Origin of the sequence: Pseudomonas sp. LTR0 (assembly GCF_036630035.1) — a bacterium.
In the GTDB taxonomy this organism is placed as follows: Bacteria; Pseudomonadota; Gammaproteobacteria; order Pseudomonadales; family Pseudomonadaceae; genus Aquipseudomonas; species Aquipseudomonas putida_Y.
On the sequence record NZ_CP123734.1, the window covers coordinates 1061927 to 1077889 of the forward strand.

Sequence of the window (15963 nt, forward strand, 5' to 3'; positions counted from 1 at the left end):
GAGCGGCGCGCCATGCATGAGTATAATGGCGCGCTTCCATTTTTCCCGCCCGGGAGCCCCCGCGATGCTGCGTATCAGCCAAGAAGCCCTGACCTTCGACGATATCCTCCTTGTACCTGGCTATTCCGAGGTACTGCCCAATGAAGTCAGTCTCAAGACCCGTTTGACCCGTGGCATCGAGCTGAACATTCCGCTGGTTTCCGCTGCCATGGATACCGTGACCGAAGCGCGTCTGGCCATTGCCATGGCTCAGGAAGGCGGTATCGGCATCATCCACAAGAACATGACCATCGAACAACAGGCCGGCGAAGTGCGCAAGGTCAAGAAGTTCGAGGCTGGCGTGGTCAAGGACCCGATCACCATCGACGCCGATGCCACTGTGCGCGACCTGTTCGAGCTGACCCGCCTGAACAACATCTCGGGTGTGCCGGTGCTGGCGAACGGCGACCTGGTCGGCATCGTCACCTCCCGTGACGTGCGCTTCGAAAATCGTCTGGACGCCAAGGTCCGCGACGTGATGACGCCGAAAGAGCGTCTGGTCACCGTCCGCGAAGGCGCCGACAAAAACGAAGTTCGCGAGCTGCTGCACAAGCATCGTCTGGAAAAAGTCCTGATCGTTGACGACAAGTTCAACCTCAAGGGCATGATGACCGTCAAAGACATCGAAAAAGCCAAGGCTTACCCGCTGGCCAGCAAGGACGACCAGGGTCGCCTGCGCGTCGGCGCCGCCGTCGGCACCGGCAAGGACACCGGCGAGCGCGTAGCTGCGCTGGTGGCGGCTGGCGTTGATGTTGTCGTCGTCGACACTGCCCACGGCCACTCCAAAGGTGTGATCGACCGCGTACGCTGGGTGAAAGAAACCTACCCGCAAGTGCAGGTGATCGGCGGCAACATCGCCACCGGCGCTGCCGCCAAGGCCCTGGCCGAAGCGGGTGCCGATGCGGTCAAGGTCGGTATCGGCCCTGGCTCTATCTGCACCACCCGTATCGTTGCCGGTGTCGGCGTGCCGCAAATCAGCGCCATCGCCAACGTTGCCGCAGCACTGGAAGGCACTGGCGTGCCACTGATCGCTGACGGTGGTATCCGCTTCTCCGGTGACCTGTCCAAGGCCATCGTTGCCGGTGCTTCCTGCGTGATGATGGGTTCGATGTTCGCCGGTACCGAAGAGGCCCCGGGTGAAGTCGAACTGTTCCAGGGCCGTTCCTACAAGGCTTACCGCGGCATGGGCTCGCTGGGTGCCATGGCACAGGCGCAAGGCTCGTCCGACCGTTACTTCCAGGACTCCTCGGCCGGCGCCGAGAAGCTGGTACCGGAAGGCATCGAAGGCCGCGTTCCTTACAAAGGTGCCTTGGCCGCGATTATCCACCAGCTGATGGGCGGCCTGCGTTCGTCCATGGGCTACACCGGCAGCGCAACCATCGAAGAAATGCGCACCAAGCCGGAATTCGTACGTATCACCGGTGCCGGCATGGCCGAGTCCCACGTGCATGACGTGCAAATCACCAAAGAAGCCCCTAACTACCGCGTAGGCTGAGGCTTCCAGCTACAACATAAAGCGGGGCTGTCATGACAGCCCCGCGTCGTTTCCGATTTCCACTGACGAGATTGAGTCATGGCCCTCGACATTCACGCTCACCGCATCCTGATCCTCGATTTCGGTTCCCAGTACACCCAGCTGATCGCCCGCCGCGTGCGCGAAATCGGCGTGTACTGCGAACTGCACCCGTTCGACATGGACGATGAAGCGATCCGCGAATTCAACCCGCGCGGCATCATCCTCGCCGGCGGCCCCGAGTCGGTTCACGAAGCCAACAGCCCGCGCGCTCCGCAGGCCGTGTTTGACCTGAATGTGCCTGTGCTGGGTATCTGCTACGGCATGCAGACCATGGCCGAGCAGATGGGCGGCAAGGTAGAAGGTTCCGACCTGCGTGAGTTCGGCTATGCCCGCGTGGACGTTGTCGGCAAGAGCCGCCTGCTCGATGGCATCGAAGACCACGTTGACGACGATGGCGTGCTGGGCCTGGACGTGTGGATGAGCCACGGTGACAAGGTCACCCAGATGCCTTCCAACTTCAGCATTCTGGCCAGCACCCCAAGCTGCCCGATCGCCGGCATGTACGACGACGCCCGCGGCTACTACGGCGTGCAGTTCCACCCCGAAGTGACCCACACCAAGCAAGGTGGTCGCATCCTGTCCCGTTTCGTGCAGGACATCTGCGGCTGTGAAGCCCTGTGGACGGCGTCCAACATCGTTGAAGACGCCATCGCCCAGGTGCGTGCGCAAGTCGGTTCGGCCAACGTTCTGCTGGGCCTGTCCGGCGGCGTCGACAGCTCGGTGGTTGCCGCGCTGCTGCACCGTGCCATCGGCGACCAGCTGACCTGCGTATTCGTCGACAACGGCCTGCTGCGCCTGCACGAAGGCGACCAGGTGATGGCCATGTTCAAAGAGAACATGGGTGTCAAGGTAATCCGCGCCGACGCTGAAAAGCAGTTCCTCGACAACCTGGCCGGCGAAGCCGACCCGGAGAAGAAGCGCAAGATCATCGGCCGCACCTTCATTGATGTGTTCGATGCCGAAGCCAGCAAGCTGGAAAACATCCAGTTCCTCGCCCAGGGCACCATCTACCCGGACGTGATCGAGTCGGCTGGCGCCAAGAGCGGCAAGGCTCACGTGATCAAGTCGCACCACAACGTCGGCGGCCTGCCCGAGGAGATGAACCTCAAGCTGGTCGAGCCGCTGCGTGAACTGTTCAAGGACGAAGTGCGCAAGATCGGCCTGGAGCTGGGCCTGCCATACGACATGGTCTACCGCCACCCGTTCCCGGGCCCGGGCCTGGGCGTGCGTATCCTTGGTGAAGTGAAGAAGGAATACGCCGACATCCTGCGTCGCGCCGACCACATCTTCATCGAAGAGCTGCGCAAGGCCGACTGGTACCACAAGACCAGCCAGGCATTCGTGGTATTCCAGCCGGTCAAGTCGGTCGGCGTCGTCGGCGACGGCCGTCGCTACGCCTGGGTCGTGGCCCTGCGTGCCGTCGAGACCGTGGACTTCATGACCGCGCGTTGGGCACACCTGCCGTACGAGCTGCTGGAAACTGTCAGCGGTCGTATCATCAACGAAATCGACGGTATTTCGCGCGTTACCTACGACGTGTCGAGCAAGCCGCCGGCGACCATCGAGTGGGAGTAGGGGGTATTCGTAACTATCTGATCTAGTTGTAAAAAATAAAGATAGATAGTTACTTTTACTGTGTCATTAATGGCGTTTTTCATGGTGCGGATGGTTGGCATCTGCACAAGTACCTCGATACCATGATCGGCATTAGAAATGCCGACATGGTGTCGAGAGTACTAGAAGGTCCATTTACACATCACAGTCCTTGGTGAAGGCGCGCATTCAGTCAGCGCGCATGCAGGGGGCACGCCAGCTAAGAAACTGCGTAACAGACATCCTGGTTTTTACTCCTCCTTTCGAGCTTCTCTAATCATGTCTTCCATCATTTTGTATGTTTCTGAATTTCGGATTCCAATAAGCTCGATGTAGAAGGTGCTATAAGCTTCCGAAAGCTCTTTGTATTTTCTGAGATTTGACTCATCCATAATTTTACTGCCTGGTACGTCCCTAGCCTCAACTGGAGTGCTAATTTCGCCCCGCTCAGCTGCGGATATTAAATGCTCCAATTGTTCGTATAAATATAGCGCTGCTGGCTCTGTTTTCTTGTGTAGCTCGAGATTTTTTCGTAGTTCTACTGCCGCTTTTTTTAAAGCCAGAATGTCCATGATGATTCCTAGTTATCGATTTCGCCTATGAGTTTCGCAGCAGACCACTCTTGTCTGTTAGGCACCAGGTATTGGGACGCCCCTCCAGCTCTCGTGATATTACCTCCAAACTCCACCGTTGGTGCTACTTTGCTCATAAAAACCTCAGTAGGCTGGAGTGGGGTGATCTCAAATATAGAGTATCTCGAGTTTTCGCTAATGACGGGTAAGCCAAGTGAGTCCGCTAGGGTTCTTCCAGATTTTGCAGCCGCTTTTAATTCATCCATGGTGGTAAAAAAAGGTGAGAAATCAGAAACGCCCTTTTCGCCAATAGGTACAATTTTCACAAGGGGGGTTGTTATGTGTGTGGTCACCGGTATGGTACTGCCTGATGCGATTTGGCTAAAAGCTCTCTCAATGAGAACATCAGGCGATGTATCAGGAGCTGCTGCTATAATTTTAGCGAAATATTTTCTCCCTTCCTCGCTAGCCAAATACTCTTGAACTGTTTGGGTGCTTAAACCCTTGGGCTCAAATGTTTTGGCTTTTTGTCGTTTATTTTCCACTGAAGTGAATGTAGGATCCTGCTTGGCGTAAAAATCACGCATCTCAGTTTCACGCGCTAGGGTCTCAACTGAACTGACGCCTTTGATCTGCAACTCAGGCTGCGCCAGAATCTTCTGCTCATTCTTCGCCAACCAATCCGCAAACTGCCTATTGGAGATCTCCGCCTGAAGCTTGGCGCTGCGCGTTGCAATGCTTTCCATACTATTCATCACCCCAGCCTTCATCTGGCCGCGAGTGAGGTAGGTGACGATGGCCGTCAACAGCAGCAACACCAATTGCTCCTGCCCACGCGCAAGTTGTCGTGCTGCGCGTTCTGTTCGCTCCTGGATCTGCGCCGAAGAGCCGCCGGTAGGATCAAGCCCTTCTGGCTTGACGCCGTCGGATGCGTACCAGGCCGTAGCGAGTCCTTCTTGCAGGCTCGCAAGGCAGGTGGGTAAGCCTTGATAGAAATAGTCAGCGATGGCCGCCAAACCCAAACCCATCAGAATCAGGTTGCCCACTTGCAACCCAATCCCGCCTCCAACCATTGCGCCCGGTAGCGCGCCCGCGCCAAAAGCAAGCGAGCCAACCGCGCCGCCGATGGCGCCACCCACCGCCACACTCCCTCCCACAATCATTGAGACTTCTTTAACCAACTCCAGCAGCACTGGCAGGATCTGCTCGATGTTGATGGACGCCCATTTACGGCGAAGATCGGTCTGGATGATCGGGTAGGACAACGTCATGGCGTTACGTACGTTGTCGATGCGGTGCCCACCGAGATAGCCATAAGCCTGGCTGGCTCCATTACTGACACGACGGGTAAAACCATCCCAGCTGTCATGAGCACTCTGCAATCCATGGCTGATGCTCTGGTTTAGCTCGCCGAATTTCTGGTCGAGGTTACGTTCGATATCGTCCCAACTGGGGACATGGGCTAGAAGGTCCATTTACACATCACAGTCCTTGGTGAAGGCGCGCGTTCAGTCAGCGCGCATGCAGGTGTTACAGCGGTCAATAAGCTGAGTAACGTATAGCTTAGTGCCATGATTGCCGTTGAGACAACCGATAGAATTCCGAACGTGCTGCATTCTTTACGCTCACGCGGCATTACAGCAATAGTGGCAATAAGATGGCGGCTGCTGGTTCAGTTCGCATAACTCGCTGTAACCACTGGAAATATCGAGTTCAATTACCCGCGCTATCGCTTTACTTTTGATCGTGTCCCAGGAAGTGGTGTAACTCATCATGGCTCTGGCCACTGAGTTGGCCGTTTAATTGATCACGGCCGACAGCTTGGCCTGTGGATTATCGCTGACTGCTTCAAAGGCCTCCAACTGCATGTAACGTCGTTGCAGGCACCACTCGTCGTTCTGCTCCAGCAGCATCGCACCTACCAGCCGTGTGATCGCTGGATCGTAGGGGAAGATGCCCACGACGCCCGCTGCGTTGGCAGGCGTGTCAGCACGTCCTTCAGGTAGGCATACGGATCGTGTCCGTTGTTGCGGGCCGACTGGATCAAGCTCATGATCGCGGCGGCGCGTTTAGAGCTCCGTAGAGACCGTGCAAAGAGCCAGTTCTTGCGCCCCAGCGCCTAGCGCCGTATCTGGTACTCGCACCAATTATTATCAATGGGCACAGCCCCGTCATCGTGGTAGCGCTACAGTGCCGTCCAGCTTTTCAGGCTGTAATCCAAGGAATTGCTGATGGCAGAACCGATATGGCATTATTTGTGGTGTTATGAGATTTATGTTTCGTAAATAGATGATATTTATGGGGTATTTCTAGTCGTTGATAATAGAGTGGGAATAAGCCGGCACATGGCAATAGCCAGTGTCAGATGACCTGTAACACACAAAGGCCCGCGTAATCGCGGGCCTTTGTCATTCTGAGGTCTATCGGCTACTCACATTCATCTGCCCCGCTGCGTGCATTATCACAGCGAGTAGAACGGGTCGCTTTCAGGCGCCTGGTCGTGCAGCGCTTGGGCGAGGTCCTGTATGTGTTCTGACCACGCCACTGTCTTTACCCATTGCACGGGCATGCCGGATACCCCGTACAACGCCCCGGCTAGTTGCCCCGCCACGGCTGCCACACTGTCGGCATCGTCTGCCAGGTTTGCTGCCAGAAGCACTGCGTCCCTGAAGTTGTCGGTATTCCACACTGCCCACAGTGCAGCTTCCAAGGTGTCGATGACATACCCTGAAGAGCGAATCTGGTCGCGGCTTTTTTCCTTGTATTCGCCAGCGTTGATAATCGTGGCGCGGGGCTGCAATGGGCGCACCATGGGGCGGCATATTTCCTCCTTGTCTGCGCCGTTCAGGGCGAGGTGCAGCTGCGCACCCAGCAGTTCGCAACAACTTAGTGCTTCGGGCGCCCGGTGGGTGGTCCGACTCTGACTTTGAGCTTCGCGCCAGGTGGACGGTAGCATGTGGCGCCTGAATATGGCGGTCGGGGCGAGTCGGATGATCGAGCCATTACCGGCCGTGTTCGGGTCTGTGTTGCCTGACCAGTCCAAGCCTTGCCGTAGCCATCCTTCCAAGGCAAGGCGGGTTGCATTGCCAATGTCGAAGCAGACACCGTTAGCGCTGTTTTCCCCTTGCTTGTACCACCTGCACAGACGCTCAAGATAATCGGCATGATCAAATCGCATGCACGCCAGGTACGAGTCCGCCAGGCAAAGCGCCATGCTCGTATCATCGGTCCACTCACCTGGCTTGAGCCTGAACGGCCCGCCGCCGACCATGTCATCGACATGCTTGGCATCACGGGGCAAGAACTCCAGCGTGGTGCCTACGGCATCGCCAATGGCCAACCCCAGCAATGCCCCCTTGGCTCTGTCGAGCGATTGATCGGGGGTGAGTGTGCAGGCGCGCGAATTTTGCCATTGCGGGTGTACGTAGCCACGGCTTGCGGATTCGCGTGGGGTGGGCGCTGGCAGCAAGTGGTTGTACCGGTAGGCATATTCGGTAACGGCGAGGGTGGAGCTGTGCAGGTCGATCATAGTACTTTTTCTAATAAGAGATGAGTCGTGGGGCCTTGCTCAATCCGATTCAGTACTCTGAAAGAGGTACCTGGCGGAAGGCGAGAGAACCTACCGCGCCGCTATAACGCCGCCCAGCGCGACGCTGCCGCCGAGAATCATCACCACTTCTCGCACCAGCTTGAGCAGCACGGGGAAAATCTGGTCGATGTTGATGGATGCCCATGTGCGGGACAGATTTGACTGCATCATGGGGTAGGACAGCGCCATCGCCTGCCGGACGCTGTCGATTCGATGCGCGCCTACAGCGCCATAGGCCTGGCTGGCGCCATCGCTTACACGGCGGGTGAAACCGTCCCAGCTGTCATGGGCATTGCGCAAGCCGCTGCTGACGCTCTGATTCAGGGCGCTGAACCTCTGGTCCAGGTTGCGTTCGATGTCGCCCCAGCTAGGGACGTAAGCTGATAAGTCCATTTACCATTGCATTCCTTTAGAGAAGGCTCGGTGAGTGTGCTGGCTGACGGCGATTCATTCCCATGCACCGCCCTGGCAGTCAAGCCAACCGCCAAATGAGCTGATGATTGCACTGCGAGGCATTTTCTCATCCGAGGTGCCTCTGGCAATGGTGTCGAATTGATGTCGGCGCTGTCGATTGATTCTGCTACGCCGGTCGCCCAGCCAATCCGTAGCTAAAGCGGAAGATGGTTGGATACTTCACTTAATATTTCCCATTTGCAGGTGTATCGTATTCGCCCTTCATCGTCAGCGCCTTGCTGACAGACTGATTGCGCAGAATACGAGGTACCCGCACCGATGTCCTTCACCCGTCGACAAATGCTCAAGGGCCTGACCGGCCTGGTTGTAGTAGGCCTGGGCGCCGGGGGCGCGGCGCGATACTGGTTGGGCAAGGTCGAGGACGAAAACGCCGGGCATGACTACGAGCTGATTGCCGCCCCGCTGGAAGTGGAGCTGGTGCCGGGGTTCAAGACCGAGGCCTGGGCCTTCGGCCCATCGGCCCCGGGCACCGAGCTGCGCGTGCGCCAGGGCACTTGGCTGCGGGTTAGGTTTATCAACCATCTGCCGGTCGAGACCACTATCCACTGGCACGGCATTCGCCTACCGCTGGAAATGGACGGCGTACCTTATGTGTCGCAATTGCCGGTCAAGCCAGGTGAATACTTCGATTACAAGTTCCGCGTGCCGGACGCCGGCAGCTATTGGTATCACCCCCATGTCAGCAGCTCCGAAGAGCTAGGCCGCGGTCTGGTCGGGCCGCTGATCGTCGAGGAGCGTGAACCCACCGGGTTCCAGCATGAGCGTACGCTGAGCCTGAAGAACTGGCATGTGGACGAGCAGGGCGCATGGCTGCCTTTCAGCATCCCGCGCGAGGCCGCGCGCAACGGCACTGCCGGGCGGTTGATCACCATCAACGGCCAGGCCGACTCGATCACCGAGCTGCCGGCCGGCCAGGTGGTGCGGGTGCGCCTGCTGAACCTGGACAACACCTGGACCTATCGCCTCAACCTCAAAGGCAACTGCGAGGCGCGAATCTATGCCCTCGACGGCAACCCGGTCACCCCGCGTGCGTTGGATGAGTACTGGTTAGGCCCGGGCATGCGTATCTGTCTGGCCATTCGCATTCCCGAGGCGGGTGAGGAAATCTCCCTGCGCGATGGTTTCGTGCGCCTGGGCACCCTGCGTTCGGTGGCCAGCAACGACGCGCCGAGTGACTGGCCGCCAGCGCTGCCGCCTAATCCGATCGCCGAGCCGGACCTGGAGAATGCCGAAAAGCTGAACTTCAATTTCGAGTGGGCCGCCAGCGTCTCTGTCACAACTGACGCGGGCAAACCGCCGAGCTTGTGGCAGATCAACGGTCAGGCCTGGGATATCACCGACAAGACCTGCGCCGACCGCCCCATCGCCACGTTGCAAAAGGGCAAGAGCTACATCTTCGAGCTTAAGAACATGACCCAGTACCAGCACCCGATCCACTTGCATGGCATGAGTTTCAAGGTGATCGGCTCCAACCGTCACGACATCAAGGAGCCGTGGTTCACCGACACCTACCTGCTGGGCAAGAACGAGCGTGCCCAGGTAGCGCTGGTGGCGGATAACCCTGGGACCTGGATGTTCCACTGCCACGTCATCGACCATATGGAAACCGGCCTGATGGCCGCGATCGCGGTGGTCTGATGCGTCCGCAGATCATCGATCGCAGTCGCGATCAGGAATTCATGCGGCTGGCACTGGGTTTGGCCGCCGAAGGCGCGGCGCTGGGCGAGGTACCGGTGGGCGCGGTACTGGTGCAGCACGGACAGGTGATCGGCCAGGGGTTCAACCGGCCGATCATCGACAGTGACCCCAGCGCGCATGCCGAGATGGTGGCGATCAGGGCGGCAGCCAGGTCGGCCAGCAACTATCGGCTACCCGGCAGCACCCTGTATGTGACCCTGGAACCGTGCAGCATGTGTGCGGGGCTGATCGTGCATTCGCGGGTGATGCGCGTGGTGTTTGGCGCGCTGGAACCCAAGGCGGGGGTCGTGCAGAGCCAGGGACAGTTCTTTGGCCAAGGCTTTCTCAATCACCGGGTGATGGTGGAGGGCGGGGTGCTGGCCGAGGCGTGCGGGCAGATTCTCAGCGATTTCTTCAGGGCTCGTCGGGCCAAGGCCTGAATTGCATCCGGCTCTTGGCGGGCAGCCCGCTCCTGTAAGTTCTGTGCGAATTATGCAGGGGCGGGTTTACCCGCGAAGAGGCCCTGAAAGGCTTACATCGGTGGCGACTGATCCGCCGGCTTGTTCTTGTTGACCCCGGGCACATGCAGGTTGCCCTCGGCCACCTGGCCTTCGAGTTGCGGCTGGGTCACCCAGGTGAGGATGTCGTAGTAGCGGCGGATGTTGGCCACGAAATGCACCGGTTCGCCACCACGGGCGTAGCCGTACTTGGTCTGCCGGTACCACTGCTTCTGAGCCAGCCGCGGCAGCATCTTCTTCACGTCCAGCCACTTGTTCGGGTTTAGCTTTTCGCGCTTGGCCAGGGTGCGGGCGTCTTCAAGGTGGCCGCCACCAACGTTGTAGGCGGCAAGGGCAAACCAGGTTCGATCCGGCTCCTTGATGCTGTCATCAAGCTCTTCCTTGATCTTCATGAAGTACTTGGCGCCGCCCTGGATGCTCTGCCTCGGGTCCAGCCGGTTGGACACGCCCATGGCCCGGGCGGTGCGTTGGGTCAGCATCATCAGGCCGCGCACGCCGGTCTTGGAGGTGACTTCCGGCTGCCACATCGATTCCTGGTAGCCGATGGCTGCCAGCAGGCGCCAGTCGACCTGCTCGACCTTGGCGTAGCTCTTGAAGTGCTTCTCGTACTTGGGCAGGCGCTGTTGCAGGTGCTGGGCGAAGGTGTAGGCGCCGACGTAGCCGAGTACGTCAACATGGCCGTAGTAGCGGTCCTTCAAACGCTGAAGGGTGCCGTTCTTCTGTGCCTTGTCGAGAAATTCGTTGATTTCGTTGAGCAGGCTGTTGTCTTCGCCTGCTGCCACTGCCCAGCGCTGGTCGCGGGTGTCGCCCAAATCGAAGGCGACCCTCACGTTGGGGAAATACACCTGGTTCATCGCCAGTTCGTTGGAGTCCACCAGGGTCAAGTCGATCTGACCTTCGTCCACCATGCGCAGCAGGTCGACCACTTCGACGGCGTCGGATTCCTCATATTGCAAGGCCGGGTACTGCTTTTTCAGCTCGGCCAACTGGTCAGCATGGCTGCTGCCCTTGAGCACCATGATCTTCTTGCCGACCAAACCCTTGGCGCTGGTGGGGCGTGGGCGGCCGTTGCGGTAGATGACCTGCGGGGTCACCTCCAGATAGGGATGGGAGTATTTCACCTGCGCTTTGCGCCGCTCACTGCTGACCAGGCCGGCAGCAGCCAGTACCGGGCCGGAGGGCTTGCCGAGGGAGTCGTACAGCTCGTCCAGGTTGTCGGCGGTCTCGATCTGCAGCTTTACGCCGAGATCGTCGGCGAAATGCTGGACCAGTTCGTACTCGAAGCCGGTTTCGCCGTTACGGTCCTGGAAGTAGGTTGCCGGGCTGTTGCGTGTGATTACGCGCAGCACGCCATCCTCCTTCACGCGCTCGAGGGTGCTGGGTTTTTCAACGCAGGCACCTAGCAGCAGAAAGAGTCCGGTTGCGAGAAGCCATTTGGCGCAACGCTGGCGCAAAGCAGTGTGGGCGAACATAGGTTGCAGTATACGCAAAGGACTGGCCCAACCATATCTCGACAACTGTTAGCTTGTCTGGTAGCGGGTTGTGTGGTTGGGGAGGGGATTGCATCAAGGCTACCAGGTGCCCGGCTTGAGACATTCAGCGCCTGTGAGATCGAGCGCCGCCCGCGCGGCGCTTCGCGGGTAAACCCGCTCCTACGTTTGTTTCGGGCCAGTCCATCCTGTGCCTGGCGCGCGCGACCGCCTTGTTGGTACGACGCGATATCGAGATAGGCACCAAGGCGTTCGCGCGCGAATCCCACAGGCATAATTGGCCCGAAACAAACGTAGGAGCGGGTTTACCCGCGAAGCGCCGCGCGGGCGGCGCTCGATCTCACAGGCGCTGAATGTCTTGAGGCGGACACCCGGCGGCGCTAGATCTCGTCTCAAGCCGGACACCTCTGAAAACTGACCCCGAAGTCCGGTTCCGCCGCCCGGCAGGCATGGCTTAGAGCAGGTGCCGAAAGCCATCGAATTAGGCTAGAATGCACGGCCTCTAAGCACACCCCTTCCTGAGGCTGTCCCGACGATGTTGATCCTGCGCGGCGCTCCTGCCCTTTCTGCCTTTCGCCACGGTAAATTACTCGAGCAACTGAGCCAGAAAGTCCCCGCTGTTACTGGTTTGTATGCCGAATTTGCCCACTTCGCCGATGTTGACGGCGAGTTGACCGCCGACCAGCAGCAGGTGCTGGGCCGTCTGCTCAAGTACGGCCCGAGCGTGCCGGTACAGGAGCCGACGGGTCGTCTGTTCCTGGTAGTGCCGCGCCTGGGCACCATTTCGCCATGGGCCAGCAAGGCCAGCGACATCGCCCACAACTGCGGCCTGCAGTCGATCCAGCGCCTGGAGCGCGGCATCGCCTACTACGTTGCCGGCACCCTGAGCGACGCTGACGCCGAACTGATCGCCGCCGAACTGCACGACCGCATGACCCAGCGTGTGCTCGGCCAGCTGGAGCAGGCCGCAGACCTGTTCAGCCACGCCCAGCCCAAGCCGATGACCTCCGTGGACATCCTTTCCGGCGGTCGCGACGCCCTGGCCAAGGCCAATATCGACCTGGGCCTGGCCCTGGCCGAAGACGAAATCGACTATCTGGTCAATGCCTTCCAGGGCCTCAAGCGCAACCCGAACGACATCGAACTGATGATGTTCGCCCAGGCCAACTCCGAGCACTGCCGTCACAAGATCTTCAACGCCAGTTGGGATATCGACGGCCAGGCTCAGGATAAGAGCCTGTTCGGCATGATCAAGAACACCTACCAGATGCACAACGAAGGTGTTTTGTCGGCCTACAAGGATAACGCCTCGGTAATCGTCGGCAACGTTGCCGGCCGCTTCTTCCCGAACCCTGAAACCCGCCAGTACGGCGCGGTGCAGGAGCCGGTGCACATCCTGATGAAGGTGGAAACGCACAACCACCCGACCGCCATCGCCCCGTTCTCCGGCGCCTCCACCGGCTCCGGTGGCGAAATCCGCGACGAAGGTGCAACCGGCCGTGGTGCCAAGCCCAAGGCCGGCCTGACCGGCTTCACCGTGTCCAACCTGCGCATTCCGGGCTTCGAACAGCCTTGGGAGCAGGCTTATGGCAAGCCCGAGCGTATCGTCGACGCCCTCGACATCATGATCGAAGGCCCTCTGGGTGGCGCTGCGTTCAACAACGAATTCGGTCGCCCGGCCCTGACCGGCTACTTCCGTACCTTCGAGCAAGCCATCGACACCCCCCACGGTGAAGAAGTGCGCGGCTACCACAAGCCGATCATGCTCGCCGGTGGTATGGGCAACATCCGTGAAGACCATGTGCAGAAGGGCGAAATCACCGTCGGCGCCAAGCTGATCGTGCTTGGCGGCCCGGCCATGCTGATCGGCCTGGGCGGCGGCGCTGCTTCGTCGGTGGCTACCGGTGCCAGCTCGGCTGACCTGGACTTCGCTTCGGTACAGCGCGAAAACCCGGAAATGGAGCGCCGTTGCCAGGAGGTCATCGACCGTTGCTGGCAGTTGGGCGACAGCAACCCGATCGCCTTCATCCACGACGTGGGCGCTGGCGGTATTTCCAACGCCTTCCCTGAATTGGTCAACGATGGCGGCCGCGGTGGTCGCTTCGAACTGCGCAACGTGCCAAATGACGAGCCGGGCATGGCCCCGCACGAAATCTGGAGCAACGAATCGCAAGAGCGTTACGTGCTGGCCGTCAGCGCAGTCGACTTCGAGCGCTTCAAGGCCATCTGCGAGCGCGAGCGTTGCCCGTTTGCCGTGGTTGGTGAAGCGACTGAAGAGCCGCACCTGACCGTAAGCGACAGCCACTTCGGCAATACCCCGGTGGACATGCCGCTGGACGTGCTGCTGGGCAAGCCGCCGCGCATGCACCGTTCGGTTACCCGCGAAGCCGAGCTGGGCGATGACTTCGACCCGAGCGAGCTGGACCTGGACAGCGCCGTCCAGCGCGTGCTGAACCACCCGGCTGTGGCCAGCAAGAGCTTCCTCATCACCATTGGCGACCGCACCATCACCGGCCTGGTTGCCCGCGACCAGATGGTCGGCCCGTGGCAGGTTCCGGTGGCGGACTGCGCCGTTACCGCCACCAGCTTCGACGTCTACACCGGTGAGGCCATGGCCATGGGCGAGCGTACGCCGCTGGCGCTGCTGGATGCCCCGGCGTCCGGCCGCATGGCCATCGGCGAAACCCTGACCAACCTGGCGGCTTCGCGCATCGAAAAGCTGTCCGACATCAAACTGTCGGCCAACTGGATGTCCGCTGCTGGTCACCCGGGTGAAGACGCACGCCTGTACGACACCGTGAAGGCTGTCGGCATGGAGCTGTGCCCGGAGCTGGGCATCACCATTCCGGTCGGCAAAGACTCGATGTCGATGAAGACCAAGTGGAGCGACGAGGGCATCGAGAAGAGCGTCACCTCGCCGATGTCGCTGATCATCACCGGCTTCGCCCCGGTCACCGACATCCGCAAGACCCTGACCCCGCAACTGCGCATGGACAAGGGCGAGACCGACCTGATCCTGATCGACCTGGGCCGCGGCAAGAACCGCATGGGTGCCTCGATCCTGGCCCAGACCTACGGCAAGATCGCTGCCAAGGCACCGGACGTCGACGACGCCGAAGACCTCAAAGCCTTCTTCGCCGTGATCCAGGGCCTGAACGACGACGGCCACCTGCTGGCCTACCACGACCGTTCCGACGGCGGCCTGGTCACCACCGTGCTGGAAATGGCTTTCGCCGGCCACTGCGGCCTCGACCTGCAACTCGACCCGCTGACCGACAGCAAGGGCGAAGTGCCGGCCATCCTCTTCAACGAAGAGCTGGGCGCGGTGATCCAGGTTCGCCAGGATGCTACCCCGGACGTGCTGGCTCAGTTCAGCGCTGCCGGCCTGGGTGAAGAATGCGTCGCGGTGATCGGCAAGCCGGTCAACAACGCTGAAGTGACCATCAGCCTGAATGGCGAAGTGCTGTTCGACGATGACCGTCGCATGCTGCAGCGCCAGTGGGCTGAAACCAGCTACCAGATCCAGCGCCTGCGCGACAACGCCGACTGCGCTGACCAGGAATTCGACCTGCTGCTCGAGGAAGACAACCCGGGCCTGTCGGTCAAGCTGGGCTTCGACGTCAACGACGACATCGCCGCGCCTTACATCAAGAAAGGCGTGCGCCCGCAAGTGGCCATCCTGCGTGAGCAGGGCGTCAACGGCCAGGTCGAGATGGCAGCCGCCTTCGACCGTGCCGGCTTCGCCGCCATCGACGTGCACATGAGCGATATCCTCGCTGGCCGTGTCGACTTCGAAGCCTTCAAGGGCCTGGTCGCCTGTGGCGGCTTCTCGTACGGTGACGTGCTGGGCGCTGGTGAAGGCTGGGCCAAGTCGGCGCTGTTCAACGCCCGTGCACGTGACGCCTTCCAGGCCTTCTTCGAGCGTACCGACAGCTTCGCCCTGGGCGTGTGCAACGGTTGCCAGATGATGTCCAACCTGCACGAGCTGATCCCGGGCACCGAGTACTGGCCGCACTTCGTGCGCAACCGCTCGGAGCAGTTCGAAGCCCGCGTGGCCATGGTCGAGGTGCAGAAGTCCAACTCGATCTTCCTGCAGGGCATGGCCGGTTCGCGCATGCCGATCGCCATCGCCCACGGTGAAGGCCATGCCGAGTTCGCCAGCGAAGAAGCCTTGCTGGAAGCCGATGTGTCCGGTTGCGTGGCCCTGCGCTACGTCGACAACCATGGCAAGGTCACCGAAGCCTACCCGGCCAACCCGAACGGCTCGCCGCGTGGTATCACCGGCCTGACCAGCCGCGACGGCCGCGTGACCATCATGATGCCGCACCCGGAGCGTGTGTTCCGCGCTGTGCAGAACTCCTGGCGCCCGGACGAGTGGCAGGAAGACGCCGCGCTGATGCGTATGTTCCGCAACGCGCGGGTGTGGGTGAACTAA

The 15963-nt window shown here is 60.1% G+C and carries 9 protein-coding genes and 3 pseudogenes; 5 read left to right on the top strand and 7 right to left on the bottom strand.

The genetic code is table 11. The features are described from left to right. Positions 1 to 64: 64 nt before the first annotated feature. Together guaB and guaA are read left to right on the top strand one after the other, a co-directional pair. Positions 65 to 1534 (top strand): IMP dehydrogenase, encoded by a 1470-nt coding sequence (guaB, locus tag QCL51_RS04950; protein WP_003255025.1) that lies wholly within the window; start codon positions 65 to 67, stop codon positions 1532 to 1534. A gap of 78 nt (positions 1535 to 1612) precedes the next feature. Next, positions 1613 to 3190 carry a glutamine-hydrolyzing GMP synthase gene (guaA, locus tag QCL51_RS04955; protein WP_021781918.1) on the top strand — a complete coding sequence of 526 codons (1578 nt, stop codon included), beginning with the start codon at positions 1613 to 1615 and terminating at the stop codon, positions 3188 to 3190. 269 nt (positions 3191 to 3459) lie between these two features. Here guaA and QCL51_RS04960 read toward each other — a convergent pair whose 3' ends face one another. From QCL51_RS04960 to QCL51_RS04985, 6 genes and pseudogenes are all read right to left on the bottom strand, one after another. Continuing rightward, positions 3460 to 3780 carry a hypothetical protein gene (locus QCL51_RS04960; RefSeq protein WP_021781919.1) on the bottom strand — a complete coding sequence of 107 codons (321 nt, stop codon included), beginning with the start codon at positions 3778 to 3780 and terminating at the stop codon, positions 3460 to 3462. 8 nt (positions 3781 to 3788) lie between these two features. Then, positions 3789 to 5255 (bottom strand): DUF6861 domain-containing protein, encoded by a 1467-nt coding sequence (locus QCL51_RS04965; protein WP_021781920.1) that lies wholly within the window; start codon positions 5253 to 5255, stop codon positions 3789 to 3791. A gap of 324 nt (positions 5256 to 5579) precedes the next feature. Next, positions 5580 to 5744 (bottom strand): annotated as a pseudogene (locus tag QCL51_RS04970) (IS256 family transposase); the annotation flags it as partial. Further along, positions 5699 to 6022: pseudogene (locus QCL51_RS04975) on the bottom strand (transposase); the annotation flags it as partial. The pseudogenes QCL51_RS04970 and QCL51_RS04975, both read right to left, overlap by 46 nt. Before the next feature lie 219 nt (positions 6023 to 6241). Beyond that, positions 6242 to 7309: an ADP-ribosylarginine hydrolase Tri1 gene (gene tri1 / locus QCL51_RS04980; protein WP_021781922.1), complete on the bottom strand. Its 1068-nt coding sequence runs from the start codon at positions 7307 to 7309 to the stop codon at positions 6242 to 6244. A gap of 76 nt (positions 7310 to 7385) precedes the next feature. Continuing rightward, positions 7386 to 7762: pseudogene (locus tag QCL51_RS04985) on the bottom strand (DUF6861 domain-containing protein); the annotation flags it as partial. Positions 7763 to 8101: 339 nt separating this feature from the next. Between QCL51_RS04985 and QCL51_RS04990 the strand changes: the two are divergent. Continuing rightward, complete coding sequence (locus QCL51_RS04990; protein ID WP_021781924.1) at positions 8102 to 9481, top strand: multicopper oxidase family protein; 1380 nt, start codon at positions 8102 to 8104, stop codon at positions 9479 to 9481. Further along, positions 9481 to 9960, top strand: a complete 480-nt coding sequence (gene tadA, locus QCL51_RS04995; RefSeq protein ID WP_103443548.1) for a tRNA adenosine(34) deaminase TadA — start codon at positions 9481 to 9483, stop codon at positions 9958 to 9960. The genes QCL51_RS04990 and tadA overlap by 1 nt, the downstream gene beginning before the upstream one ends. A gap of 92 nt (positions 9961 to 10052) precedes the next feature. On the opposite strand, the gene mltF is transcribed toward tadA, so the two are convergent. Beyond that, complete coding sequence (gene mltF / locus QCL51_RS05000) at positions 10053 to 11510, bottom strand: membrane-bound lytic murein transglycosylase MltF (RefSeq protein WP_021781926.1); 1458 nt, start codon at positions 11508 to 11510, stop codon at positions 10053 to 10055. Between the two features lie 553 nt (positions 11511 to 12063). Here mltF and purL point away from each other — a divergent pair. Then, a complete protein-coding gene (purL, locus tag QCL51_RS05005; RefSeq protein ID WP_338444619.1) occupies positions 12064 to 15963 on the top strand; it encodes a phosphoribosylformylglycinamidine synthase in 3900 nt (1299 codons plus the stop codon).

Coding starts and splice junctions, on each gene's coding strand:
- tadA (WP_103443548.1), top strand. CDS start 9,481: ATGCGTCCGCAGATCATCGATCGCAGTCGCGATCAGGAATTCATGCGG.
- QCL51_RS04990 (WP_021781924.1), top strand. CDS start 8,102: ATGTCCTTCACCCGTCGACAAATGCTCAAGGGCCTGACCGGCCTGGTT.
- QCL51_RS04960 (WP_021781919.1), bottom strand. CDS start 3,780: ATGGACATTCTGGCTTTAAAAAAAGCGGCAGTAGAACTACGAAAAAAT.
- QCL51_RS04965 (WP_021781920.1), bottom strand. CDS start 5,255: ATGGACCTTCTAGCCCATGTCCCCAGTTGGGACGATATCGAACGTAAC.
- mltF (WP_021781926.1), bottom strand. CDS start 11,510: ATGTTCGCCCACACTGCTTTGCGCCAGCGTTGCGCCAAATGGCTTCTC.
- guaA (WP_021781918.1), top strand. CDS start 1,613: ATGGCCCTCGACATTCACGCTCACCGCATCCTGATCCTCGATTTCGGT.
- purL (WP_338444619.1), top strand. CDS start 12,064: ATGTTGATCCTGCGCGGCGCTCCTGCCCTTTCTGCCTTTCGCCACGGT.
- tri1 (WP_021781922.1), bottom strand. CDS start 7,309: ATGATCGACCTGCACAGCTCCACCCTCGCCGTTACCGAATATGCCTAC.
- guaB (WP_003255025.1), top strand. CDS start 65: ATGCTGCGTATCAGCCAAGAAGCCCTGACCTTCGACGATATCCTCCTT.